This window comes from Paenibacillus soyae (assembly GCF_024623455.1).
Taxonomy (GTDB): Bacteria; Bacillota; Bacilli; order Paenibacillales; family Paenibacillaceae; genus Pristimantibacillus; species Pristimantibacillus soyae.
Genome location: NZ_JANIPJ010000031.1, coordinates 38,051 through 62,815 on the forward strand (window position 1 = coordinate 38,051; position 24,765 = coordinate 62,815).

The 24,765-nt window shown below is 58.6% G+C and carries 16 protein-coding genes; all 16 read left to right on the forward strand.

The genetic code is table 11. The annotated features are described in order from the left end of the window. The first annotated feature begins 26 nt into the window (after positions 1-26). The 16 genes from NQZ67_RS27780 to NQZ67_RS27855 all read left to right on the forward strand — a co-directional run bounded on the left by NQZ67_RS27780 (position 27) and on the right by NQZ67_RS27855 (position 24,584). Complete coding sequence (locus NQZ67_RS27780) at positions 27-1,568, forward strand: extracellular solute-binding protein (RefSeq protein ID WP_371825367.1); 1,542 nt, start codon at positions 27-29, stop codon at positions 1,566-1,568. Beyond that, a complete protein-coding gene (locus NQZ67_RS27785) occupies positions 1,565-2,899 on the forward strand; it encodes a Gfo/Idh/MocA family protein (protein ID WP_257452395.1) in 1,335 nt (444 codons plus the stop codon). Before NQZ67_RS27780 ends, NQZ67_RS27785 begins: the two co-directional genes overlap by 4 nt. Further along, positions 2,896-5,190 carry a glycoside hydrolase family 88/105 protein gene (locus NQZ67_RS27790; RefSeq protein WP_257452398.1) on the forward strand — a complete coding sequence of 765 codons (2,295 nt, stop codon included), beginning with the start codon at positions 2,896-2,898 and terminating at the stop codon, positions 5,188-5,190. The genes NQZ67_RS27785 and NQZ67_RS27790 overlap by 4 nt, the downstream gene beginning before the upstream one ends. Before the next feature lie 72 nt (positions 5,191-5,262). Beyond that, positions 5,263-7,545, forward strand: a complete 2,283-nt coding sequence (locus NQZ67_RS27795) for a helix-turn-helix transcriptional regulator (RefSeq protein WP_257452401.1) — start codon at positions 5,263-5,265, stop codon at positions 7,543-7,545. Between the two features lie 24 nt (positions 7,546-7,569). Further along, entirely contained in the window at positions 7,570-9,666 is a 2,097-nt protein-coding gene (locus tag NQZ67_RS27800) for a glycoside hydrolase family 65 (protein ID WP_257452404.1), read from the forward strand. Positions 9,667-9,701: 35 nt separating this feature from the next. Beyond that, positions 9,702-10,865 (forward strand): oligogalacturonate lyase family protein, encoded by a 1,164-nt coding sequence (locus NQZ67_RS27805; RefSeq protein ID WP_257452407.1) that lies wholly within the window; start codon positions 9,702-9,704, stop codon positions 10,863-10,865. Positions 10,866-10,884: 19 nt separating this feature from the next. Next, on the forward strand, positions 10,885-12,039 hold the full coding sequence (locus tag NQZ67_RS27810; RefSeq protein ID WP_257452410.1) for a glycoside hydrolase family 88/105 protein: 1,155 nt from the start codon (positions 10,885-10,887) through the stop codon (positions 12,037-12,039). Beyond that, the gene (locus NQZ67_RS27815) at positions 12,032-14,554 is read left to right on the forward strand and encodes a glycosyl hydrolase family 95 catalytic domain-containing protein (RefSeq protein ID WP_306813106.1); all 2,523 of its coding nucleotides are present in this window, start codon (positions 12,032-12,034) and stop codon (positions 14,552-14,554) included. The genes NQZ67_RS27810 and NQZ67_RS27815 overlap by 8 nt, the downstream gene beginning before the upstream one ends. Positions 14,555-14,801: 247 nt before the next feature. Beyond that, positions 14,802-17,588: a glycoside hydrolase family 3 C-terminal domain-containing protein gene (locus tag NQZ67_RS27820; protein WP_257452413.1), complete on the forward strand. Its 2,787-nt coding sequence runs from the start codon at positions 14,802-14,804 to the stop codon at positions 17,586-17,588. A gap of 134 nt (positions 17,589-17,722) precedes the next feature. Then, on the forward strand, positions 17,723-18,196 hold the full coding sequence (locus NQZ67_RS27825; protein WP_257452416.1) for a hypothetical protein: 474 nt from the start codon (positions 17,723-17,725) through the stop codon (positions 18,194-18,196). Next, on the forward strand, positions 18,193-18,711 hold the full coding sequence (locus NQZ67_RS27830; protein WP_257452419.1) for a hypothetical protein: 519 nt from the start codon (positions 18,193-18,195) through the stop codon (positions 18,709-18,711). The genes NQZ67_RS27825 and NQZ67_RS27830 overlap by 4 nt, the downstream gene beginning before the upstream one ends. Positions 18,712-19,040: 329 nt before the next feature. Next, entirely contained in the window at positions 19,041-19,556 is a 516-nt protein-coding gene (locus tag NQZ67_RS27835) for a TRAP transporter small permease (RefSeq protein WP_257452422.1), read from the forward strand. Next, positions 19,553-20,848 (forward strand): TRAP transporter large permease, encoded by a 1,296-nt coding sequence (locus NQZ67_RS27840; RefSeq protein WP_257452425.1) that lies wholly within the window; start codon positions 19,553-19,555, stop codon positions 20,846-20,848. Before NQZ67_RS27835 ends, NQZ67_RS27840 begins: the two co-directional genes overlap by 4 nt. Positions 20,849-20,899: 51 nt before the next feature. Beyond that, entirely contained in the window at positions 20,900-21,937 is a 1,038-nt protein-coding gene (locus tag NQZ67_RS27845; RefSeq protein ID WP_257452427.1) for a TRAP transporter substrate-binding protein, read from the forward strand. Between the two features lie 45 nt (positions 21,938-21,982). Further along, entirely contained in the window at positions 21,983-23,815 is a 1,833-nt protein-coding gene (locus NQZ67_RS27850; protein ID WP_257452430.1) for a sensor histidine kinase, read from the forward strand. 13 nt (positions 23,816-23,828) lie between these two features. Further along, positions 23,829-24,584, forward strand: a complete 756-nt coding sequence (locus NQZ67_RS27855; RefSeq protein ID WP_257452433.1) for a response regulator transcription factor — start codon at positions 23,829-23,831, stop codon at positions 24,582-24,584. Positions 24,585-24,765 lie beyond the last annotated feature (181 nt).

The following is a 24,765-nucleotide window of genomic DNA, read 5'->3' on the forward strand; positions in this document are numbered from 1 at the left end:
CACCAAAAAAGGGAGGTTCGACAAAGATGATGAAAAGGTTCGGCAAGACGACGACAAAGACGGTAATGGCCGGGGTGCTAGCCGCGACGCTGCTGGCGGGATGCTCGAACTCGGGCAACGCGCCGGAGAACGCGGGCACGAACGACGGCGGGGATGCGCCGGTTACGGTGAAGGTATTCAAAAGCCACATGGGCGTCGGAACGATCCCGGACGCGAACAACGAGCACGTCAAGTACGTGCAGGAGAAAACGGGCGTCATCTATGAGGTGAAGTCGACGCCGCCGGGCTCCGAGCCGACCGAATATTTGAATTTGATGATCGCGTCCGACGAGCTGCCCGACATTCTGCGTCCGATCGGCGGCATCGAGCAGACGCTCATCAAGCAGGGGGGCGCGCTTCCGCTGGAGGAGCTTCTGCCGAAGTACGCGCCCAACGTATGGAACAACATTCCGAAGGAAGCATGGGATGTCGTGCGTTCGGCATCGCCGGACGGGCACATCTACTATGTGCCGAAGGTGTTCCTCGTTCCGGAGCGCGCGCCGATGATCCGCCAGGACTGGTTGGATAAGGTGGGTCTGGAGATGCCGACGACGCTGGAGGAGTACAAGGACGTGCTGAGGGCGTTCCGCGACAAGGATCCGAACGGCAACGGCAAGCCCGACGAATTGCCGACCTCCGGCCGCGAGTTCGGCAAGTGGATGGACCACTTGTTCGGCATGTTCGGCGTCGCGATGTGGGAAGGCGTGCCCGAGTGGGACATCTACGAAGGAGAGATCGGTTACGCCGGCGTATCCGACAATATGAAGGCGGCGATCGCATTCATCCGCGAGCTGTACGAGGAGAAGCTGCTGGATAACGAGACGTTCCTGAACAAGGGCGACGTATGGACGGCCAAAATCAACAACAACCTGGTCGGCAGTTGGTACCACCTGCCCGCCAACTTGAGGGACCGTTACACGGCGATGCTGCAGGGCGCGCCGGACGCCTATGTCAAAGGCATGCCGATGCCGGAAGTTGAAGGCTACGAAGGCTTCGTCACGATGAAGAGCATGGGCGAGCCGGAGTGGGTCATTCCCGCGGCGGCCGAAGCGAAAGCCCCTTACGCCCTGAAGCTGCTGGACTTCTTCTACGACAAAAGCAACGACGAGTTCATCCGTTTCGGCATTGAAGGGATGCAGCACGAGGTCGTTGACGGCAAGAAGGTGCTTCTGCCGCCGGAGGACAGCCGCCCGATCGCGCTGGGCATGCGCAACCTGACGACGGAAGAGGATATGGCGACCCGCATTAAGGAGACGATTCCCGAGGATATGCAGCAGATGGTGACGGACATCTTCGCGGTGAGCAAGGCCGACGCGCGCCGCATTGCCGGCGACGGGCTGCCGAACACCGTATACGAAGGCTATCCGGACATTCAGTCGCACAAGCTGTTCCAGGAGTACCTGACCAAGATCGTCATCGGCGAGTGGCCGATCGAGAAGTTCGACGAGTTCGTGGACCGCTGGAACAAGGCGGGCGGCGATAAAGTGACGGAGCGCGTGCGCGAGTGGCATGCGAAGCTGGGATCATGAGGAAGAGATACGCGATTTGCGGAGTAAGCGGCCGTGCGCTCGGCATGTTCGCTAAGCCGATCTTGACGCTGTTCTCGGGCAGCTGCGAGCTGGTCGGCCTGCTGGATCCGGATCCCGCGAGATTCGAGCTGTTCCGGGAGCGTTTCCCGGAGCAGCGCGGCATCGCCACGTACGGCGAAGCGGAATTCGACCGGATGGTAGCCGAGACGAAGCCGGACGTCATTATCGTCGCAGGCCGGGACGACACGCATGCCCGCTACATCATCGCGGCGCTGCGGCATGACCTGGACGTTATTACCGAGAAGCCGATGGTGACGACCGGCAAGGACAGCCGAAGCGTGCTGGATGCCGAGCGCGTCAGCAAAGGCAAAGTGACGGTGACGTTTAATTACCGCTATGCCCCGATTCATACGAAGATCAAGGAAATGGTGATGGAAGGCAAGCTTGGACGCATTACGTCCATCGATTTGAATTGGTATCTAGACACCTATCACGGTTCGAGCTACTTCAAACGGTGGAACAGGGAACGCGAGCTGTCCGGCGGGCTATCGATTCACAAGTGCACCCACCACTTCGACCTCGTTAACTGGTGGATCGATCAGAAGCCGCTGGAGGTGTTCGCTTACGGCGCTCTGAATTATTACGGTCCGGAAGGGGAGGCGAATCCGAGCCGGACCGACGGCCGCCACTGCATGACCTGCGACGAGAGGGACGCCTGCGATTATTATTCGCGCTGGAACGCCAGAAGCAAGCATATCCGCGTTCCCGACGATCATCTGGGCTCGCTGGAAGTGGGGAAGGCGGCATCGTTTCCGTATTCGGGCTACCGGCCGGACCGCTGCATCTTCGACTCGGACATCGAGATCGAGGATACGTATACGGCAACGGTGAAGTACGACCGCGGCGCGCTGCTCAGCTATTCCGTCAATTTCTCGCTTCCTTACGAGGGCTACCGTCTGGCGATCAACGGAACGAAGGGGCGCATCGAGACGCTGGAGTACCATATGCCGGGAAGGACGCCGTTCCCGACGCCGGTGCAGACGATCGATTATTTCCCGCTGTTCGGCTCCAAGGAGACGATTCACGTCGTGCATCGCGAAGGCGGGCACGGAGGCGGGGATCCGTTGCTGCTGGAAGACCTGTTCATGGGCGAGAGTCCGCGAAGGCCGTACCGGATTCTGTCCGGGGCGGAGGACGGCGCGTATTCGGTAGCGACGGGCGAGGCGGTATGGCGCTCGGCCAAGGAGAATCGTCCGATCGAGATCGCGGAGGTATTGGGATTCAAGCAGGCGGCCTTGGCAGGCCGTACGGGAGGAGGGGGCAACCGATGAGGAGCGGGCAAGGCGCTTACTTCGACCGCGAAGAGAGCATGGTGACGGCGGCGGGCGTACACGATATTCCGCATGTGCTGGAGACGATCGCCCAGCGGTACGTGGGCCAGCATCCGCCGCATGGACCGGTGTTCAGGGTAACGAGGGAAAATCCAATCCGCAAGCTGCCGAATCATCTGTACGACATGTCTGCGCGAAGTCTGTTCGCCGGCATGGAGGAAGGGCAGCACGTCTACGCTTGGGCGAAGCTATGGGCGGAGGAAGATCATGCGTTCATGTTTCATTTGCGCTGCTTTGGTCCGGTACGCCTGTATCATAACGGCGTCAGGCGGTTCGGCTCGGCGCCGGAAGAGACGTGCGCCAAGGAGGATGAGGCACAGCCGATTAAGCTGAAGCTCGAGCTCCGGCAAGGCTGGAATCACTTCGTGCTGGAGCTGGGCATGGATGCCGAAGGACGCAGCGGCGCGCAGTTCGGCACGGGCAGCCGCAAGAACAAGCCGCTTCACTTCCTTGCTCCTTCCGAGGAGCGGGACGGCGAAGAAGGCTGGCTGTATACCAAGCCGGTGGCCGCGAGCTTAGCGGGCATTCCCGCGGGGAGCATGACGGAAAGCGCGACGGGCGTACAATGGCTGCCCGCTATGGGGGGCAAGCCCCATGCGGACGATCTGGCGGCCCTGTATAAGACGGTCGCAGACGCCGCCCCGGGAAGCTTCGCCTTCGCGTGGACCGCGGTGAACAACGCTTCCGCGAGACGCGTCCGCGTTCGGCTGACGGGAACGGCTAACGGTCCTTTGCATTACCAATGGCAGGACCGGGAGAACGTGGCGGCTTACGAAGCGGGAGCCTTCGCGATCGAGCTTGACGCCGCCCCGGGACTCGGCGATCTGATCTTCCGCTGCGTGAACGGTCCGAATGGCTGGGGGTTCAAGCTCGATGCGGTCGAAGCGGTAGGAGCGGTAGGAGCGGTCGGCGGAAATCAAGCAGCAAGGGGGTCCTTGGAGGTTGGCGGAGCTGACGTGAAGCTTGCTTCGCCAAGACGCGTGGCAGGCTGGAACGGCAGCTGGCTCCATCTCGGTCCGTTCGGTCCCGATGCCGAGGCAACCGACGCGAGGGCTTATCTGGCTATGGATACGGCAGCCGCGGATAACGGTAAAACCTTCTATTGGACGATCGGCGAGCCGGGCGGATACGTAAGGCCGTTCCTGGAGAACGAGTTGTTCGGGCGCTGGAACTATCCGCTTGGCGTCACTCTCTTCGGACTGCTCGAGTCCAGCTGTCTGCTGGAGCGAGGCGATTTGGCCGAGTACGTAGCCCGTCATGTGGAATTCGCGACCGCGATGTACGAGTATTCGCTATGGGACCGGGAGCGGTTCGGCGCCGCGGGGTTAAACAATCAGCTGTCGGATATCGACAGCCTGGACGACTGCGGCTCCTTCGGCGCCCTGGCCATTCTGGCCGGTGAGCGGGTCCGGCCTTTGCGCGGCTTGCGCCGGGTGTCGGACGACATCGCGAAATACGTAATGGATGTGCAGGATCGAATGGCGGACGGCGCCCTGTACCGCCGGATCGGCGTCTCGCCGAGCATGCACAATACGATGTGGTGCGACGACATGTATATGAGCGTGCCGTTCCTGTGCCGGTATGCCGCCTTGACAGGCGATTCGCGTTACGTGGACGAAGCGGCGAGGCAGCTGCTGCTCTACCGGAGCTATCTCTACATGCCGGAGCAGCGGATAATGTCGCATGTGTTCGATGTGAGCCGTATGGAGCAATCGCGCACCGCATGGGGCAGAGGCAACGGCTGGGTTTTCTTCTCGCTGGCGACGCTGCTCGGCGCTCTGCCGAAGGAGCATGCCCGGCATGCGCCGATTCTGGCGTTCTACCGCGAGCTCGCCGAAGGTTATCGCTGGTTGCAGGGGGAGAACGGCCTGTGGCATCAGGTGCTGACCGATCCGGAGTCGTACGAGGAAGCGTCATGCACCTCGATGTTCATGTACGGCTTCGCGCTTGGCGTAAGGCATGGTTGGCTGGAGAATCCGGAGCCTTATGCGGCAGCTGCGCAAGCGGGCTGGCGTGGGCTGTGCGAGAGAGCGATCGACAGACGAGGCAATCTGTACGGCGTTTGCAAAGGGTCCAGCTGGTCCTATCAGCATGCCTACTACAAGCACGAGCTGGGCTGGAATTTGAACGATACGCATGGCATTGGCATTACGCTGCTTGCCGGCATCGAAACTTATCGCATGCTGCAAATGCTGCAGCCCGGTCCTGTCGCGGAGAGCGCCAGAGCTTAGAGCCGACAATGTGCCCTAGCGGAACGGATCGCGTTATAATGAAAGGATATTCGGCATAAGGTGGGAAGCTACGTGTTGAAATCCATCAAAAAACGGCTCATGTTCAACTGGGCGCATACGCAAATCAGGCTGGTGCTAATCTTGACGGTATCCGTGTGCCTCATCATCCTGGCGGTCGGACTCACATCGTTCTATACCTCGAAGTCCGTGCTGCAGCAGGAGCTGGGGGAGCTTCAGCAGCAAATGCTGCGGCTGAATATGGACGTCATCGACGAAGCGATCGAAGAGACGGATCAGGCGGCGATACAGGTGGCGCTCAGCGACAGCGTCTATTGGTTCCTGACCGCCGAGAATCAAAATTCGTTCAAGGACATCTCGCAAGCCTATCAATTTCTAACCACGTTAGTCAGCAATTCGGCTTATATCAAAAGTATTTATGTTTACGACATCGAAAAAGACAGCTTTCTATCGATCCCGCAAGGCTTCGCGTCCAACAGCGCGACGTTCGTAGACTCGGCCTGGACGGAGGTTGCCGCCGAGTTCGGCGACAAATCGATGCTGGTCAAGAAGCGGGAGCTGCCGCGGGGAGCTTCGGCTCACGGTTCGGATATTACGTTATTCCGCCAAGTGAAAATTCAAGGCGAGGTCCAAGGCATCGTGGCGATCAACCTGCTCGACGAGGCCTTGTTCTCGAAGCTGAATCCCCCGGTCATGAACAACCTGAACCGGATGCGTTACATCGTCGACGAGCAGGATCAGATCCTGTATTCGGTGGCGAATCACGCGTTCGACGAGGAAGCGGTGAAGCTGGCGCTGGAGGAGATGGAAGCAGACGGACGCGGGGACATGTCGTACCAGAACCGTCAGCTGCTCATTAACCAGCTCGAGTCCAAGATCGCGGGCTGGCGATTCATCTCGATCGTCGAACAAGACAGCCTGCTGGCGCAGTCGAAGCGCATCGCGCTGGTTGTGTTCCTGGTCTCGATCGCGGCTCTCGCCCTCGGCGGGGCCGTCATTTACTACATTAACGCGCAGGCCCTGCGGCCCGTGCGCAGGCTGAAGCAGCTGTTCGGCGCCATGGACAGCAAGAGCGGAGAAGACAGCCGGATCGATCTGGAGAAGATGGCCGGGGAGCTGCTGGGCAAACACGCGCATCTGTCGCATCTGGTGCGGGATACGTTGTCGGAGGCTTCTTCCAAGCTAATGCTCGATCTCTACAACGGCCGCGTCAGCGGCAAACGCGATATGGAGGAGAAGTGGCAGCGCTACTTTCCCGAGTGGACGTCCGCTCCGATTATGGCGGCCATGCTGTCCATCGACCGCTATGGAGAGTGGTCCCGCGGATTGTCCGGCAGCGACCAATCGCTGCTAAAATTCGCCATCGCGAATATCGCGACCGAGCTGCTCGGCGCGCAGTGGCGCGTCGCGTGCGCGGACTTCGGCAAAGACAAGATGGCTTTGCTGCTCCAGCCCCGTTCGGATGGGCGGCAGGCCCAAAGCAAGCTGCAAGAGGTCGCGCAGCAAATACCACTTTATTTGAAATTTACGGTATCGGTAGGCGTCAGCCATCCGTTCGCCGATGTGACGAGGGTCAAGCAAGCGCTGCTGGAGGCGGATAACGCACTGATGTACCGCCTGTACAGGGGCTATGGGCAAGTCATTCCGTTCCATGAGGTATCCCAGCACGAGGTGGTCGAGACCGGAGAAGAAGGCTTGCCGATCGAACCGATCATTCAGGCCGTTGAAGGCGGCAGCGCGGATGAGGCGCTGGAAGCGATTACAGCCATGATGGAGCGGATTCGCGGCCGGAACGGATATCCGTCGGAAGCCTTGCATGGCCTGCAAGCCGCCGCCGCGAGGATCGACGAGCTCGCTACGGCAGAGGAACAGGGAGGCGAGGCGGTCCACGAACGGTTCGGCACCCTTCATCTCGCCGATATCGAGCGGGAGTTCGCCGAGCGGATCAAGCCCGTTGCCGCGCGCTACGGCCGATTGATCGAGAGCAAGGATTACGTCACTTGCCATCGCATGATCGATTACATGCGGCAGCATCTGGGCGAGCCGATCGGCATTCCGGAAATTTCGGAGTCGGCGGGCATCAGCAGCAGCTTGGCTAGCCAAGTGTTCAAGCAAGAGACGGGCGAGACGATTTACAACTATTTGACCAACCTGCGCATGGAGCGGGCGGCTGAGCTGCTCGCCAGAACCGACGACCGTCTGTCCGATATCGCGCAGATGGTCGGCTACCAGCACGAGAACAGCTTCATCCGCACGTTCCGCAAGTGCAAAGACATAACGCCCGGCAAGTACCGGGATATGATGAGAACCCGGTTGGATGCCTCTTCCATGGAGTAACGTCGGTCTTGGCATCCTCCGGGCATGGATAAGGAGGAGCAAGCGGTGAACAGACAACAGATTGTTATGCGGCATCAACCCGAATTAACCAAATGGGATCCGCAATCCCCGTTTTCGGTCGGGAACGGGGAATTCGCATTCAGCGCCGACATAACGGGATTGCAGAGCTTTCCCGAGCAATACGAGGTGCCGCTTGGCACGCAATCGAATTGGGGCTGGCACTTCACGCATGGACGCGAGAAGTTCACGGACGCGGATGCGGCCTACCAAACCTTCGACACGTACGGCCGCGAAGTCGGCTATCCGATGAAGCCGGGCGATCGGCCGGAGGCATATCATTGGCTCCGGCAAAATCCGCATCGCCTGCAGCTTGGGCGCGTCTCCTTCAGGCTGATCAAGGAGAACGGGCGAGAGGCGGAGGCGCGGGACATTACGGATATCCATCAAACGATGAATCTGTGGACCGGCATCCTCGCCAGCGAGTTCGCCTTGGAGGGCGTGAAGCTAACCGTTACGACGGCCTGCCATTCGGACATGGATACGATCGGCGTACGCGTTCGCTCAGAGCTGCTCGCGCAGGGCAGGCTGCAGGTGTTCGTTCGCTTCCCGGCTCCCGATATGACGCATACGGCCTGGGACAAAACGGCTTTTCCGGATTTCGGGCATGACGACAGGCATCATACGGAGCTGCGGGAGCTGTCGGCCGATCAGGCTGTCTTGGCCCGGACGATGGACGAAGACGGATATCGCGTCGCTTGGTCATGGTCAGCCGGCGAGCTGCGGCAGACCGGCATTCATGAATGGACGCTGTACCCGGTAGGAGTCGCGGATGAACTAAGCTTCTCGCTCGGCTTCGCGCCGGAGCGTCCGCAGACGGCCGGCTTTGCCGCTATCGTCGAAGCGAGCGAGCGGCATTGGGCGTCCTTCTGGACGAGCGGCGCCGCGATCGACTTCGCCGGCAGCGCGGATCCGCGCGCGCACGAGCTGGAGCGGCGCATCGTCTTGTCCCAGTTTCTGTGCGCCATGCACAGCGGCGGCGCAATTCCCCCGCAAGAGACCGGGCTCATGTACAACAGCTGGTTCGGCAAGGCCCATCTCGAGATGCATTGGTGGCACGCGTCGCACTTCCCGTTATGGGGCAGGGAGCGCTTCCTGCGAAGCAGCATGGATTGGTATACGGACATCCTGCCGATCGCAAGGGAGCTGGCAGAGTCGCAAGGCTACGCCGGCGCGCGCTGGCCGAAGATGGTCGGCTTCGACGGCAAGCCTTGCCCGTCCCCGGTCGCGCCGGGCCTCATCTGGCAGCAGCCGCATCCGATCGCGCTGGCGGAGATGCTCTACCTGGCCGATCCGACGCGGGCTACGCTGGAGAGATTTCGCTCCGTCGTATTCGAATCGGCGGCGTTTATGGTGTCGTTCGCTCATTGGAACGAAGCGACGAAGACGTATGACCTGGGCCCGCCGCTTATTCCGGCGCAGGAATGTCACCGGCTGCAGGATAGCATGAATCCGCCGTACGAAGTGGAGTATTGGAAATACGGCCTGGAGACGGCCGTCCGCTGGGCCGAGAGGCTCGGCGAGACGCCTGACGCGGAATGGGCGAAGGTAGCCGGCGCCATGGCCCCGTTGCCGGAGAAGGATGGGGTCTATCTCGCTCATGAGCACTGCCCGGACACTTTCGAGCTCAAGAACCATGATCACCCGTCGATGCTCGGCGCGATGGGCCTGCTGCCCGGGACGCTTGCCGATCGCGAGACGATGCTGAACACGCTGCTCAAGGTCAAAGAATGCTGGCAATGGGATACGGCTTGGGGCTGGGACTTCCCGATGTGCGCGATGACCGCCGCCCGCCTGGGAGAGCCCGATCTGGCCGTTGATTTCTTGCTTATGGACGCGGTCAAAAACACGTATTTGACGAACGGGCATAACTATCAGCGTCCCGGCTTGTCCGCCTATCTGCCGGGCAACGGCGGGCTGTTGACGGCGGTTGCGATGATGGCGGCCGGCTGGCAGGGCGAGCATGGAGAAGGAATACGAGCGGAAGGGCTTCCGGATAATCCGGGGTTCCCGCAGGACGGAAGCTGGTCGGTGAAGTGGGAAGGTCTGAAGCCTTGGCTGTAAGGCCGCGGCTTAATACGGAGGAGGAGATCGAACGTATGGCAAACGAGGCAACGGCTGTAACCGGCAAAGGAAGACAATGGCCGTCGGAGCGCAAGACGTACGCGGATCGTCTAACGGGGCTTGAAGTAACTCAGCTGACGGATTACAAGGCGCACAGCCATCATTTGTATTTTACGGAGAGCGGCTGGTATGACAATGAACGACGGCTTCTGTTCGTCTCCGACAGGGGAAACAGCGCGAATCTGTACAGCATGGACGTGGAGAACGGCGAAATTACGCAGCTAACCGACTACGAGAAGTGCGACGCGCTCGACGCTTGCCTGCTACCGGATGGCAGCGCCGCGTTCGTGAAGCGGGGGAGCCGGCTGATCCGGCTGGACTTGTCCACGCTGGAGGAGCGGCTGCTGTACGAGGCTCCGGCCGGCTATCATCTGGGCAACGCGAGCGCGACGGCCGACAATCGCCATGTGCTGACTTGCGTCCAGGAGGACTTGTCGCATCGCATTCGGCTTGATCTCGGCAACGGTTATGTGGGCCATCGGGAGCTGATGGAAGCGGCGCCTCACAGCATGATCGTGCGGATCGATGCGGACGGCGGCGAAGCCGAGAAGGTATACGAAGCGAACGCGTTCATTACGCATATTAAAGCGTCGACGACGGAGCCTTGGCTCATGACCTTCTGTCATGAAGGGCCGTGGCATCTCGTGGATCATCGGATCTGGGGGTTGGATCTCCGCACGGGCGACGCTTGGCGGATTCGCGAGAGGCTTGAGGCCGGCGAGAAGGTCGGGCACGAGTTTTTTTATCCGGACGGGGTTACGATCGGCTACCATGGCTTCCGCGCCGACGGCACGAACTTCTTCGGCAGCATTCGTTACGACAATACCGGCATGGAGGAGACCGAATTCGGCTTCGACACCTGGCACGGGTACGCCGATGGGCTGGGGCAGGCCGTCGTGGACGGCAAAGGAGCGGTGAAAAGCCTCAGCGTATGGCGCAAAAGGGATGGCAAGTACGAGGGGCCGCGAACGCTTTGCGAGCTCAGGTGCAGCTTCCATTCGCAGAAGGTGCACGCCCATCCGCGCTTCGACGCGACGGGCAAGAGGCTGTTGTTCACGAGCGACAAGAACGGCTACGCGAATCTGTATCTGATCGATATACCGGAACGTTTCGAGGAGCTTCCGCCATTCCAGCCATAGAGACGAGGAGGACGAGGAGATGGGCACTGCGACAGGGATCCATAGCGGGACGAGGATGTCGGGCCGGATCGCCGAGACGATCCTATCGCTAACCGACGAGCATGGCTATCACCCGCAGATTGCGAACAAATGGGGTTATGTGTCCGGCATGGCGCTGCTCGCGATCAGCCGCGCGGGAGACTGGACGGGCAACGACGGCTATCAGCCGTTCGTCAAGCGACAGATAGATGTCTTCATTCATGACGACGGCTCGATCGGCGGCTTCTTCCGCCTGGAGGATTACAATCTGGATCATATCAACAAGGGCAAAAACCTGCTGCGGCTGTGGCGCGAGTCCGGCGAGGAGAAATACAAGAAGGCCGCCCGCTTGCTCATTACGCAGCTGATCGGCCAGCCGCGGACCGAAGAAGGCGGCTATTGGCACAAAAAAATATACCCGTTCCAAATGTGGCTGGACGGTCTGTATATGTCGTCGCCTTATATGGCGGAATACGCGGCGACGTTCCAGGAGCCCGAATGGTTCGACGAAGCGGCGCGGCAGCTGCTGCTGGTCGAGAAGCGGACGCGCAACCCGCAGAACGGGCTGTTGCACCACGCGTGGGACGAGAGCCGCGAGCAGCGCTGGTGCGACGGAACGACGGGAAGGTCGCGCTACGTCTGGGGAAGGGCGATGGGCTGGTACGCAATGGCGCTAGCCGATTCGCTGGAGCATTTCCCTGCGGATCATCCGAAGCGCGGACAGCTGATGGGCATCTTCGAGCGCATGTGCAACGCGGTGCTTCGGGCGCAGGATCAGGAGAGCGGCGTCTGGTACCAGCTCATGGATTGCAACGGACGCGAAGGCAATTATTTGGAGGCATCCGGCTCGTGCATGCTGACCTACGCGATGGCCAAAGGGATTCGGCTCGGCTACCTGGCGGAGATCGATCGCCGCGCGGTGGAGCGCGCTTACGAGGGCATATTGGCCCGTTTCGTCACGGAAGACGAGAAGGGCGTTCACCTGCACGGCATCTGCCATGGCGCGGGGCTTGGAGGCCGCAAGTACCGGGACGGCTCCTACGAGTATTACATGAGCGAAGCCGTGGTCAGCGACGCGCTTATGGGGGTAGCGCCGTTCTTGCTCACCAGCGTCGAGGTCGAGAGACTGCGAGAGGAAGCGGGCGAGCTTGATTAGAGGGAGGCTTGGCGGTGCGGACTTGACGGGAAACGGCCTTGCAGGCCAAGACAACCATGAGCCGGCGGGCAATCCCGAGGATCTGCTGTACATGCGCTACCCGGCATCCTGGTGGCGGAACATGTGGCGAGAGGCGCTGCCTTCCGGCAACGGCGTGATCGGGGCTTCCGTGTTCGGCGGCGTGAAGGAGGAGACCATTCTGCTGAACCATGCCAAGCTCTGGCATTGGGGGCGGAAGGATGAGCTTCCGGATGTTAGTCATATATTGCCGCAGACAAGAGCAATGATGGACTCGAAGCGCTACCGGGAGGGGAGCTGGCTGCTCGCGAACGCTTTGAAGGAGCGAGGGTACGGGTCAAAGCTGGCTTCGCGCTTCCCTCTTGCGGCCATTCGGCTCGACATGCCTTGCGGGAGCGCCTTCCGCTCCTATCGGCGCACGCTGGCTATGGACAGCGGCGAAGTCGGCGTGGAGTGGACGGACGGTTCCATCCGCTACAGCCGCCGTTTGTTCGTCTCGCGCGCTGACGATGCCGTTGTCTATGAGATCGACTCGGACGGCGAAGCGGCGGTTGCCGGGGAGATTGGTCTGGCGCTGCATCCGAGCGACCGCTGGGGAGACACCCCCGAGTTCAAGGAGCTGGAGAGCTCCGTCGGGACGGGCGCGTCGGCATGCGAGGAGCCCCTTCCTGGCGGAGCGGGATTCGCGTGGTTTGCCGCGACGAATGACGACGGCAGCGACTTCGGAGCCGTCATGCTCGTCAAGGCGGACGGCGGCACCGTGCAGGCGAGCGGCGGCATGCTCCGGTTCGAAGGCGCGACAAGCGTATTGGCTGTAACACGCGTATTCGTGAAAGGGGAGCGTACGCGCGATTGGAGCAGACTGCGCAAAGAGCTTTCCGATCTTCTTGCGGACGCCGCCTACGAGCAGCTGCTGGGGCGCCATGTCGCGCTGCATCGGCCGTTGTACCGCTCGGCGACGCTCGAGCTTGGCGAGGCCGACTCCTCGAATGATAAGGTTAAGTCGAACGAAGAACTGCTGTTTGACGCCTACGAAGGAGAAGCTCCTCTAGCGCTTATACGCCGGATGTGGGCGTTTGGCCGTTACTTGTTCATTAGCGGGACCGGTGCTTCCGCGGACGCCGAGCCTTTCGGACTATATGGTCTGTGGGGAGGCGATTACCGGCTCGTATGGTGCCATAACATGGCCAACGAGAATATTCAGATGATGTATTGGCATGCGCAAGTCGGCGGGCTTGGCGAATTAATGCCCGCGTTCTTCCGCTATTACGAGGAGCTGATGGATGACTTCCGCGACAACGCCCGCAAGCTGTACGGCTGCGGGGGAATCTATATTCCCGCGGGGACGACGCCGGGTATCGGCTCGCCGAATCAGATCGTGCCCGTCATCCTGAATTGGACCGGCGCCGCCGGTTGGCTGGCCCGGCATTACGACGAGCATTTCCGGTTCACGGGCGACCGCGGCTTCCTGAAGGAGCGGCTTATTCCGTTCCTGCGGGAAGCGGTCCGTTTCTACGAAGACTTCCTAGTGCTTGGCGAAGATGGCTTGTACCGGATCTATCCATCCGTTTCTCCGGAGAATACGCCGCTTAACTTCATGCCGACGAATGGAGCGACGCTTGCGCATCCCATGCCCACGACGATTAACGCGACGATGGACGTCGCCATTCTGAAGGAGCTGCTGTCCAACTTGATTGCGGCGTCCCGCCAGTCGGGGACAGCCGAAGCGGCAGAGCTGGAGAAGTGGCGGCAGATGCTGGACCGCCTTCCTTCGTATCGAGTCAACAGAGACGGCGCCGTCCGGGAGTGGATCCATCCCGACTTCGACGATCGCTACGCCCATCGGCACCTGTCCCATCTCTATCCGGTGTTCCCGGGTCAGGAAGTAACGGAGGAGAGCCATCCCGAGCTGTTCGAGGCGTTCGAGACGGCCGTGCGGAAGCGAGAGCTAGGCGCGCAGAGCGGATGGTCGCTTGCGCATATGGCTTCCATCTATGCGAGGCTCGGCGACGGCGAGGGCGCCGCGGAGTGTCTGGATATTTTATCCCGTTCAAGCCTGCTGCCGAATCTGTTCACGCTTCACAACGACTGGCGCGGCATGGGAGTTTCCATGGCGATGGCGGCGGCCCCGGTGCAGCTGGACGCGAGCATGGGCTGGGTAAACGCCGTGCAGGAGATGCTGCTTCAGGTGTCTCCTGGGCTCGTCAAGCTGCTTCCCGCGCTGCCGGAACGATGGTCGCGCGGCAGCTTATCGGGCTGGCGGTTCCATACGGGAGAGCTGTCCATGGAATGGGATCGCGAACAAGGACGCTTCCGCGCCGTCCTTCTGGCCAAGAGAGCGACGGAGCTCGTCGTGAAGGTGCCGGAATGGGCCGGAGAGCTCCAGATGACCGGAGGCGAATTCGGGCCGTCGGAGCTGGGAAGGGTCTATATAAGCGTGCGCCTTAAGCCGGGAATGTCGGCGATATTCTCGTATGATCATCGCGTACGCTCATGAATAAATTTTATACATGGTACGGAGTACATCGTTCATGAGGCGATGTGCTTCTTTGCGTTCCAGGGGAACGCCGGCCGACAGTACCGGTAACTTCGTTGCCTCTTCAAGTTCGGAAATTAGATTCGGAAAAAAAACAAGAGGACATTTTCGTTGATTTTTGATTATAATCGTTGAATTATTTGGGCTAACAGCCAACATCTTATCTGCTATACTTGGAAGGATATAACCACATCAGGAGGCGATTGCGGTGGGCGCGACAACATATGGGATCCCGCTCAAGGGGTTCGCGGAATTCAGCAGGAAAGCGGCGGCGGAAGGCGCCGTCTTGTTAAAAAACGAGGGACAAGTTCTCCCGATCCGTCAGGGCGAAAGCGTAGCGGTATTCGGCCGGACCCAAGTGAATTATTACCGCAGCGGCACCGGCTCGGGCGGAAGCGTCAACGTCGCGTATACGACGAACCTGCTGGACGGCCTGCGGGCGAAGAAGAGCATTCAGGTCAACGAGCGGCTGGCGGCCGTCTACGAGCAATGGATCGAACGGAATCCGTTCGATAACGGAGGAGGCGGCTGGGCCGCTGAGCCTTGGCATCAGAAGGAGATGCCTTTGTCCGACGAGCTGGTCCGTGAAGCGCGGGGCCAATCAAGCAAGGCGATCGTCGTCATCGGCCGTACGGCCGGCGAGGATCAGGATAACGCGAACGAGCCGGGCAGCTATCTGCTGACCGATGAGGAGAAGGCCATGCTGAAGGCGGTAACGGCCCATTTCGAACAGACGGCGGTCGTCCTGAACGTCTCGAACATTATCGATATGAGCTGGCTGTACGATAAGGGGCATGCGAACCCTATCCCCTGCGTCATCTATGCATGGCAAGGCGGTATGGAAGGCGGCAACGCGATCGCCGACGTCCTCGCCGGCGAGGTGACGCCAAGCGGCAAGCTGACCGATACGATCGCTTATTCCATCGACGATTATCCGTCGACCCGCAATTACGGAAGCGACAACAAAAATGTGTACCAAGAAGATATTTATGTCGGCTATCGTTATTTCGAGACGTTTTGTCCGGACAAAGTGCAATTCGAATTCGGTTATGGTCTCTCTTATACAACGTTTACGCTGGAGCGCGGAGCGGCCAAGGTCATAAGCGACGGAGGCAAGGAATACTTGGAACTCCATGTCGCAGTCACCAATACGGGCGCCGAATTCGCGGGCAAGGAGGTTGTACAGGCGTATGTCGAAGCGCCGCAGGGCAAGCTGGGCAAGCCGGCCAGATCGCTTGCGGGCTTCGCGAAGACGAAGGAGCTTCAGCCGGGCGAGACCCAGACGGTGTCCATCCGTTTCGCTGTCGACGCCATGGCTTCTTACGATGACGGCGGCGTGACGGGACATCCTTCCGCTTACGTGCTGGAAGCCGGTACCTATCGTCTGTATGCGGGCAACAGCGTCAAGCAAGCGGCTCCCGTGCAAGTCGACGGAGCAGACGGGTACAAGCTAGATGCTCTGCGCATCCTGGAGCAATTGCAGGAGGCGCTGGCGCCAAACGAAGCGTTCACGCGAATGCTGCCGGGACCGCAGAACGAAGATGGCACGTACGAGCTGACCTATGCCGAGGCGCCGCAACGGAAGGTCGACACGGCGGAGCGGATTCGGAGCGGGCTTCCGCAAACTCTCGAGCAAACCGGCGATCTGGGGTACAAGCTCCAGGATGTTCACGATCGGAAAGTGAGCCTGGAGGCATTCGTCGCCCAATTCGACGACGAGGATCTTGCCGCTATCGTGCGGGGCGAAGGCATGAGCAGTCCCCTTGTAACGCCGGGAACGGCTTCGGCCTTCGGCGGGGTAAGCGAGCGTCTGCAGTATTATGGCGTGCCGATCGGGTGCACGGCGGACGGTCCTTCCGGCATACGGATGGACAGCGGGCACAAAGCGACCCAGGTTCCGATCGGAACGCTGCTCGCCGCGACTTGGAATACGGAATTGGTGGAAGAGCTTTACGTGCTGGAAGGCAAAGAGCTTCTCAGCAATCAAATTGACGCGCTGCTTGGTCCGGGTCTTAACATACGGCGCAACCCGCTGAACGGACGCAACTTCGAATACTTCTCGGAAGATCCGCTCGTCACCGGCCTGTTCGCGGCCGCATGCGTACGCGGCATCATGAAAGGCGGCTCCAACGCGACGCTGAAGCACTTCGCCTGCAACAATCAAGAGAAGCAACGCCACTTCGTGGACGCCGTCGTCTCCGAGCGCGCGCTGCGGGAGATTTATCTGAAGGGCTTCGAGATCGCGGTAAAGCAAGCCGGAGCCAATTCCATCATGACAGCCTATAATCCGATTAACGGTCATTGGTCGGCATCGAATTATGACCTCAACACGACGATCCTGCGCGGAGAGTGGGGCTTCACGGGCATCGTGATGACGGATTGGTGGGCGAGGATGAACGATCCGGTCCTTGGCGGCGAATCCGATATCAAGAACACCGGCGCGATGGTCCGCTCGCAGAACGATCTGTTCAAGGTGGTTCCGAACTACGGCGCGCAATTTAACGTCATGGACGACAATACGATCAGCTCGCTTGCGAACGGCTCATTAACGCGGGGAGAGCTGCAGCGCTCCGCGATCAATATTTGCCGGTTCCTGATGAACGCGCCGGTATTCTCGAGAGAACCGGAGACGGAAGAGAACGTGCCGAAGTTCGCGGCGAACGCTTCGCTTAAGCCGGACAACGCGCAGTCTCTGTCCGACAACGCTCAAGTGGAGCCGTCGGCGGAAGGACCCGTATACATGAAGGTCGACGAGGCCGGCCAATACCGGATCGTCGTCCAATTGATGTCGGCCGACACGCTATGGTCGCAGAGCGCGTGCAACGTTACGCTGAACGGCGAATTGATGACGACGATTCAGACGAACGGCACGCAAGGCAAATGGATTCAGCAAAGACTGGCGAAGGTCGAGCTGGAAGCTGGCCTTTACGAGCTGAAGCTGGATTTCGTGAAGCCGGGTCTGCAGCTGGGTTGGATCGAGTTCAGACGCGTATAAAGAACGGCGCATAGACCTTGAAGAAAAGACGAGCCGAGGGACCGGGAATCCCTCTGGCTCGTTTTTCGTTTCATCCGTCCTGTTTTTGGCAATAACTAGTTCTATCAATGGGGTTCGGAAAGGACGGGGCGCATATGGTCGTCGTTTATTTCGTCGTGATGGCCTGGATCAGTATTCATATCCTGCTGAGCGTTCCGCGTAAGCTTCCGCTTGCGGTTAATATCATCTTGTTCATGGTGATTGAGATTGTATTGACCAACAAGCTAAGCTACATTGCGTTTACGCTGGGGCTTTTTCGGATTAACACCGACGCTCCTCATTTCATTGCGTTGATTTTGCACAATGATTTTACGATTACCTTTATCTTGCTCGCGATGGCCAACGGATACTTAACAACAGAGCGTTTCTGGGGACGCATGGTTTTTGTTGTGTACGGAATCGGAGCCCAGCTCATAACGGGGTATGCCCTTAGACAAACGGATGTGCTGACGGATATTCGCTGGAGCGCGCTGATGGAAGTCGCAACGGCGATTGCGCTGGCGCTTTGCACCCTAGTTCTTGGACGAATCTTTCAAGCCATGGCTGCCAAGGAAAGGTGGGTTCGATGACCGACTTTGCCACATATGATACAGGATTTAACGCGAATGAATGGTTCGTTATCGCCGCATTTGTCATTGCAGCCTCCTTCATTTGGGTATTCCCTAGAATATTATCGCCCTTGGAGACGTGCTACGCGCTGCTTGCCGGCATGGTGTTCGGACTCATAGCGGACCATACGATCGCCGTTCCCCCGCTTGATCTTTACGACGTCGGCGACGATTCCAGCTTTACTTTGTTCGATTTATTCTCGTACGTGATGTACGCGCCGTTCGGCTACTGGTTTATCTATTGGCACGTACGAATGCGCATCCGCGGGGCGGGAACGGCACTGTATATCGTCCTGTGGACGATCTTCGGGTTCGGGCTCGAGTGGCTCGGGGAACTGGCCGGGGTGTTTCATTACAAGAACGGCTATCGAATCGAGCATTCCGTTCCCGTCTATCTTTTCGTGCAAAGCTTGCATTTGGCTTTGTATAAGCTTGCCTTTTCTCGAGATCGGCTCGGCAAATCGAGTCGTGGCTGAATGAATGCCGCCTGGATGCAGGCGGTTTTTTTGTTGTCTTGGAAATCGCAAGACAGATCGTAAACTGCGCAAGATTTGCTACTTTTTCCGAATAAATAAGCAATAATCAAGTACGAAGCGATCCATCTTTTATGCTAGAGTAGACAGAAAAAGCTAGTGACGAATCCTTCACACGACTCCTCCAGATACATACTGTATCTCAATGTCCCGACAATCAAAGGCAAAAATATTACAAATAAAACACAAAACCCTATTCTGTTCTCATTCATTGAAAGCACTTACAATGAGAGGCGAAATGAAAATCAATGGAAAGGAATAGGGGGAATTCAATGCGACTACTATGGCCAAAGCTCAAAACCATCGCGATCACGGTAGACCGGATCATCGAGATTTTCGCGGTAAGCGGACTCGCGGTCATGACGCTTATCGTGACGATGCAAGTGTTGACTCGGAAGCTTATGGATTTCGTTTTTATCTGGTCGGAGGAAATCACATTATTGCTGCTCATCTGGTTCTCGTTTCTCGGTATAGCCATTGGCTTCCGGGATAAGCTGCATATTGCGATGGATGCGGTAGCGAAGCGGTTGCCGGGATGGGCGCGCCGGGGACTCGATATCCTTATACCGCTCAGCAACTTCCTGTTCGGAGCTTTCTTGATCGTCAACGGCTGGGACTTCACCGTTCTCATGAGCGCTAACACAATGGCGGCTACCGGGTGGTCCAGCAGCGTCATGTACGTCATTATGCCGATTACGGGAATTATGATCTGCTTCTACTCGATTCTGCATCTTTTCGGCATCGACACGGAGCAGCACAAACACTTGGACGAGGAGCTGGGAGAATGAGTGTCACTGTATCCGTTATCGTTCTCGCCGCAAGCTTCGTCGTGCTCATTCTGCTGCGGTTCCCGATCGCCATGGTGCTGGCGTTATCGTCGTTGCTCGCCGCTTTCACGCTGGATCTGCCTCTGGCCGTCATCGGGCAGCGAATGGTGCAGGGGCTTAATTCGTTTTCTCTGCTCGCGATCCCGTTTTTTATCCTAGCCGGGCAAATCATGAGCGAAGGCAAGCTGGCGCTTCGGCTCGTCAACTTGGCTCAGCTGACCGTAGGCACCATTCGCGGCGGTCTCTCGCTGGTCAACTGCGTCGCCTGCATGCTGTTTGGCAACATTAGCGGCTCGGCGGCCGCGGACGCCTCTTCGGTAGGCTCCGTCATGATTCCGATGATGAAGAAAAAACGTTATGACGCCGACTTCTCGGTCGCGGTCACGTCGGCCGCAGCGATTCAGGGCGTCGTCATGCCGCCCAGCCACAACATGATTTTGTATGCGCTTGCAGCCGGCGGCGTGTCGATCTCCAGCCTGTTTTTAGCCGGTATCGTTCCTTGTTTATTACTCCTTGTATCACTGATGATCACCTCCTATGTCATCGCGCGCAAGAAAGGCTACCCGAAGGGCGAGCCCGTCAAGCTTAGAGATGTGCCGAGAATTATCGTGGGCGGCTTTCTGTCGATGTTTACGGCGGTCATCATCCTGGGGGGCATTTTCTCAGGCTGGTTCACGGCGACGGAGTCCGGCGCGATTGCATGTGTCTACGCTTTCGTCCTGACGTTTTTTGTGTACCGCGATCTTCCGCTCTCCCATGTGAAGATCATCTTCCTAAAAACATTCCGTACCGTGGCTATGGTGCTTTTCCTTATATCGGCTTCCAGCGCATTCGCCTGGGTGCTGACGTACCTCAAAATTCCTGTTATGATGACGGATGCATTGCTGGCCATCTCGGATAACCCGATCATCATCCTGCTTATCATTAACGTGCTGCTGCTCGTGCTTGGAGCGCCGCTCGACATGGGGCCACTCATCCTCATCATGACGCCGATTCTATACCCTGTCGTTACCGCGCTTGGCATGGATCCGGTCCATTTCGGCATCGTGCTCATCCTGAACCTGGGGATCGGCCTCATAACGCCCCCGGTCGGAACCGTTCTGTTTGTCGGCAGCGCGATCGGCAAGGTAAGCATCGAAGCCGCAACCAAGAGGCTCATTCCTTATTTCTGCGTGATGGTCGCGGTCCTGCTTCTCATTACGTATATTCCCGGTATTTCAATGTGGCTGCCCAACTTGGTCAATGGGTCGTAACACTGCGTTCCCAGCAGTCCCAAACATTCCATAAGAGAGAGGAACATGCATATGCGTAAAATAAAAGGTTGGAAAATGATCGCCGTCATCGCCTCCATTCTGCTTGTCAGCGGCTGCGGAGCCGGCGGGACTTCGACAGGAGGAAATTCGCAGCCGGATGGCTCCGGCAACGGCGCAAGCGAGGGACCGTCCTATACGTTCCGTCTGGCGGAGGCGCATCCGGCCGACTACCCGACGACCAAAGGCGATATTAGATTCGCCGAGCTTGTGAAGGAACGTTCGGGCGGACGCATCACGATCGACGTATTCCCTTCCGCGCAGCTAGGCGAAGAGAAGGCCGCGATCGAGCAAGTGCAATTAGGCGCCATCGAATTCACCCGCGTCAGCACGGGGCCGATGGCGGAGTTCAACAAGGATTTCGGCGTGTTCAGCCTGCCTTATATATTCGATAACGACGATCATGTGTGGAGGTTCCTGCTGGGCGAAACAGGTATGGGGCTCCTCGACACCCTCCAGTCGTCAGGCCTGCAGGGGCTCGGCTGGTACAGCTCCGGCTCCAGAAGCTTCTATTCCTCGAAGCCGCTTGCGGGCATCGAGGATTTGAAGGGGCTCAAAATTCGCGTCCAGGAGAACAAGCTGAACCTGGCCATCATGGACGCGCTGGGCGCTAGCGCGACGCCAATGCCGTACGGCGAAGTGTACAGCTCGCTTCAAACCGGGGTCATTGACGCGGCGGAAAACAATTACCCGAGCTATTACTCCAGCAAGCATTACGAGGTAGCGCCTCATCTGCTGCTCGACAGCCACCAGCGGGTGCCGGAGGTGCTGCTCGTCTCGAAGACGGTGTGGGAGAAGCTGTCGAAGGAAGACCAGGAGATCATTCGGCAGGCGGCGCTTGACTCCATCGAGTTCCAACGCGAGGAGTGGGCCAAATACGAGAAGGAATCGGAGGAAGCCGTCCGGGCGGCCGGCGTCACGATTACCGAAGTGACGGATTTGCAGCCTTGGAAGGACGCGGTGAAGCCGGTCATCGAAGAATACCGCTCCGAGTTCAGCGACATTCTGGACGCCATCGAGGCTGCGAAGTAAACGGGCGACAGCCGAAACGACAAAGGAAAGAGCAGGTGACGCCGCATGGAGAGCAAGAAACGAACTTATTTGAATCGCATTACTCGCTTCTTGCTTCTCCGCGACCGGTCCCTGATGACCAAATTAATCTTTTTTTCGGTGCTGCTCGTCGTCTTCCCGATGATGATGGTCGGCGTCATTTCCTACCGGGAATCGTCCCGAACGCTCGAGAACGAGGCCAAGCGGAGCAGCTGGCAGATCATCGAACAGGTGAAAATATACGTCGAGGATTACCTTCGCGATTTCGAGATCGACGCGCTCAAAATCGTGAACCATCCAGACACGGTCGCGTTCCTGAAGCTGAAAACGTACGAGGAAGTCATGGACGCGAATATTGTGCCGAACGTGCGGGACGTACTGAAAAATTCGGCGTATTCCCAGTCCGACGTCCTTAATATTACGCTCATTCTGGACGGGGTGCAGACGATCAATTCGGCGGTGCAGTCCGGCGTTTCGACCGTTCAAGGCATCGAAGACGAGCATTGGTACGACAGCATACCCGTTATGGGACGCCCGAAGGTGTACAGCAGGGTGATTCACGCGAACGGCAGGGAAGAGCCCGTCATCTCGGTCGTCAAACGAATCGCCAACCCGCAGACGCTCGAACCGTTCGGCATGCTCGTTATCGACTTGAATTATAAGCGCCTGCATGACGTCGCCCGGAAGATCAAGCTGGGGGAAAACGGCGAAGGATACTTATCGATCTTAGACGAGCAAGGGTATATGGTCTATCATCCGAACATAAGCCTAATCGGCACGAAGGCCGATGACCGCATGTTCCAGTTTGTAAACGGCAAGGAGAGCGGTTCGTTCGTCGCCGCCGTTGACGGGGCTGACGCCCTTGTTACGTTCAGTCGCAGCGATACGCTGCAATGGCAGGTGATGACGACCATTCCGTACGACGCGCTAATGAAGAGCAACCGGGTGTACATCGGACGAATGATATTCGGAACCACGTCGTTTTTTATCGTCATCGCGCTGCTGTTAAGCGCCGCCTTCGCCGCAAGCCTTGTGAAGCCGATCCGCCAGCTGTACCGCCATATGCGGAGAGTGGAGTCCGGCGATTTCACCTGGAAGGTTCCCGTAGATTCCGCGGATGAGATCGGCATGCTGTCGAGCGGATTCAACAAGATGGGGGACCGTCTGTCCCAGCTCGTCGACGAGGTGTATCTCTCGAAGCTGAAGGAAACGGAGTTGGCGCTGAGGCAGAGGGAGACCGAGCTGAAAATGCTGCAGGCCCAGATCAATCCGCATTTTCTCTACAATTCCTTGGATACGATTCGAGGCATGGCCCTTGAGCACGATATCGAGGATATCGGGGCGATGGCCGCGTCGCTGGCCCGGCTGCTTCGGTATAACGTCAAGGATTCCGGCAGCAAAGTCACCGTTCAGCAAGAAGTCGAGATCGCGCAGATCTACTTGCGCATCCAGCAATTCCGTTTCGAGGAACGCCTCGAGTACGACATCGACTTGCCGGAATGGGCGCTGAGCCAGCGGATGACGAAGTTTACGCTGCAGCCGATCGTGGAGAATTGCATTGTGCACGGGATGGAAAGAACGGCGTCGACAACAACGATCCGGTTGACGGCCAGACGGCTTTCGGAGGATCGATTCGAGGTCATCGTGTTCGACAACGGGCCCGGAATGTCGCCGGAGTCGCTGGAGAGGTTAAGGTGCCGGTTGGATTGCTTCGAGGCTCCTTCCGATACGCATATTGGCTCGATGAATGTGCAGCGCCGCATTCGCCACGTATTCGGCGACAGATACGGGCTGCAGGTTGACAGCGTGGAGGGGGAATGGACGGAAGTCAGGGTCGTGCTGCCTTATGAATCGTGTTAAGGGGAGATGCTGGATGTCATATCGCTTATTGGTCGTAGAGGATGAGAAGTGGGTGCGCACCGCGCTTCGGAAGGTGATTGGCAAGGTGGATCTCCCCGTTCATGTCGAGCATGAGGCGGCGAACGGCATGGAAGCTCTGGATTGGCTCCGCGCGCATGATGCGGACCTAGTCTTAACGGATATCCGGATGCCGGTAATGGATGGGCTTACGCTACTGGAGGAGCTTGGGGCCAGCGAATGCGGCGCGGACGCGGTCATCGTCAGCGGCCATGACGATTTCCAATACGCCCAGCAAGCCATGCGTAAAGGCGCGTTCGATTATTTGCTCAAGCCGGTCGAGAAAGAAGAGCTCGAAGCCTGTCTCAGCGGCTGGATCGCCAAGAGGCAGCAAGCAGGCCGAAGCGGCGGTACAGCCGCTCCCGAGACCGTAGATGTCCGGGAGCTGTCGCCCGTGGAGCAAATTATCCATTATATCAAGTCGAACCGCGAGTACGATCTTTCGTCGGCGGAGGCGGCGGACCGGGTGCATCTCAACCCCAGCTACTTCAGCAAGCTGTTCAGGCAGACGACGGGCATGACGTTTACCGATTACGTCACGTCGATGCGGATGCAAGAAGCGGCGGGCTTGCTGCAGAGAACGTCGCTTCGCGTGACCGAAATCGCGGAGAGGCTCCGCTTCAAGGACCCCGCTTACTTCGCGAATACGTTCAAGAAAACGATTGGCCATTCGCCAAGCGAATACCGTAAGCATCACAGACACTCTCTGTAACGTTAACGTTTCTTAAAGGAAAGAGGAAGGGGCTCCTTTCTCTTTCCTTTTTTCGTACGCCCAGCATGGGCGTCATCTCTAGGGTGAAAGTCCCGAACGGGGGCTGGCGAACGCCTACCGTTAGCCAAGAGCAAGGGTGTCCGTCGCGAGGCGGAATCTGAAGGAAGCTGGAGGCAAATGC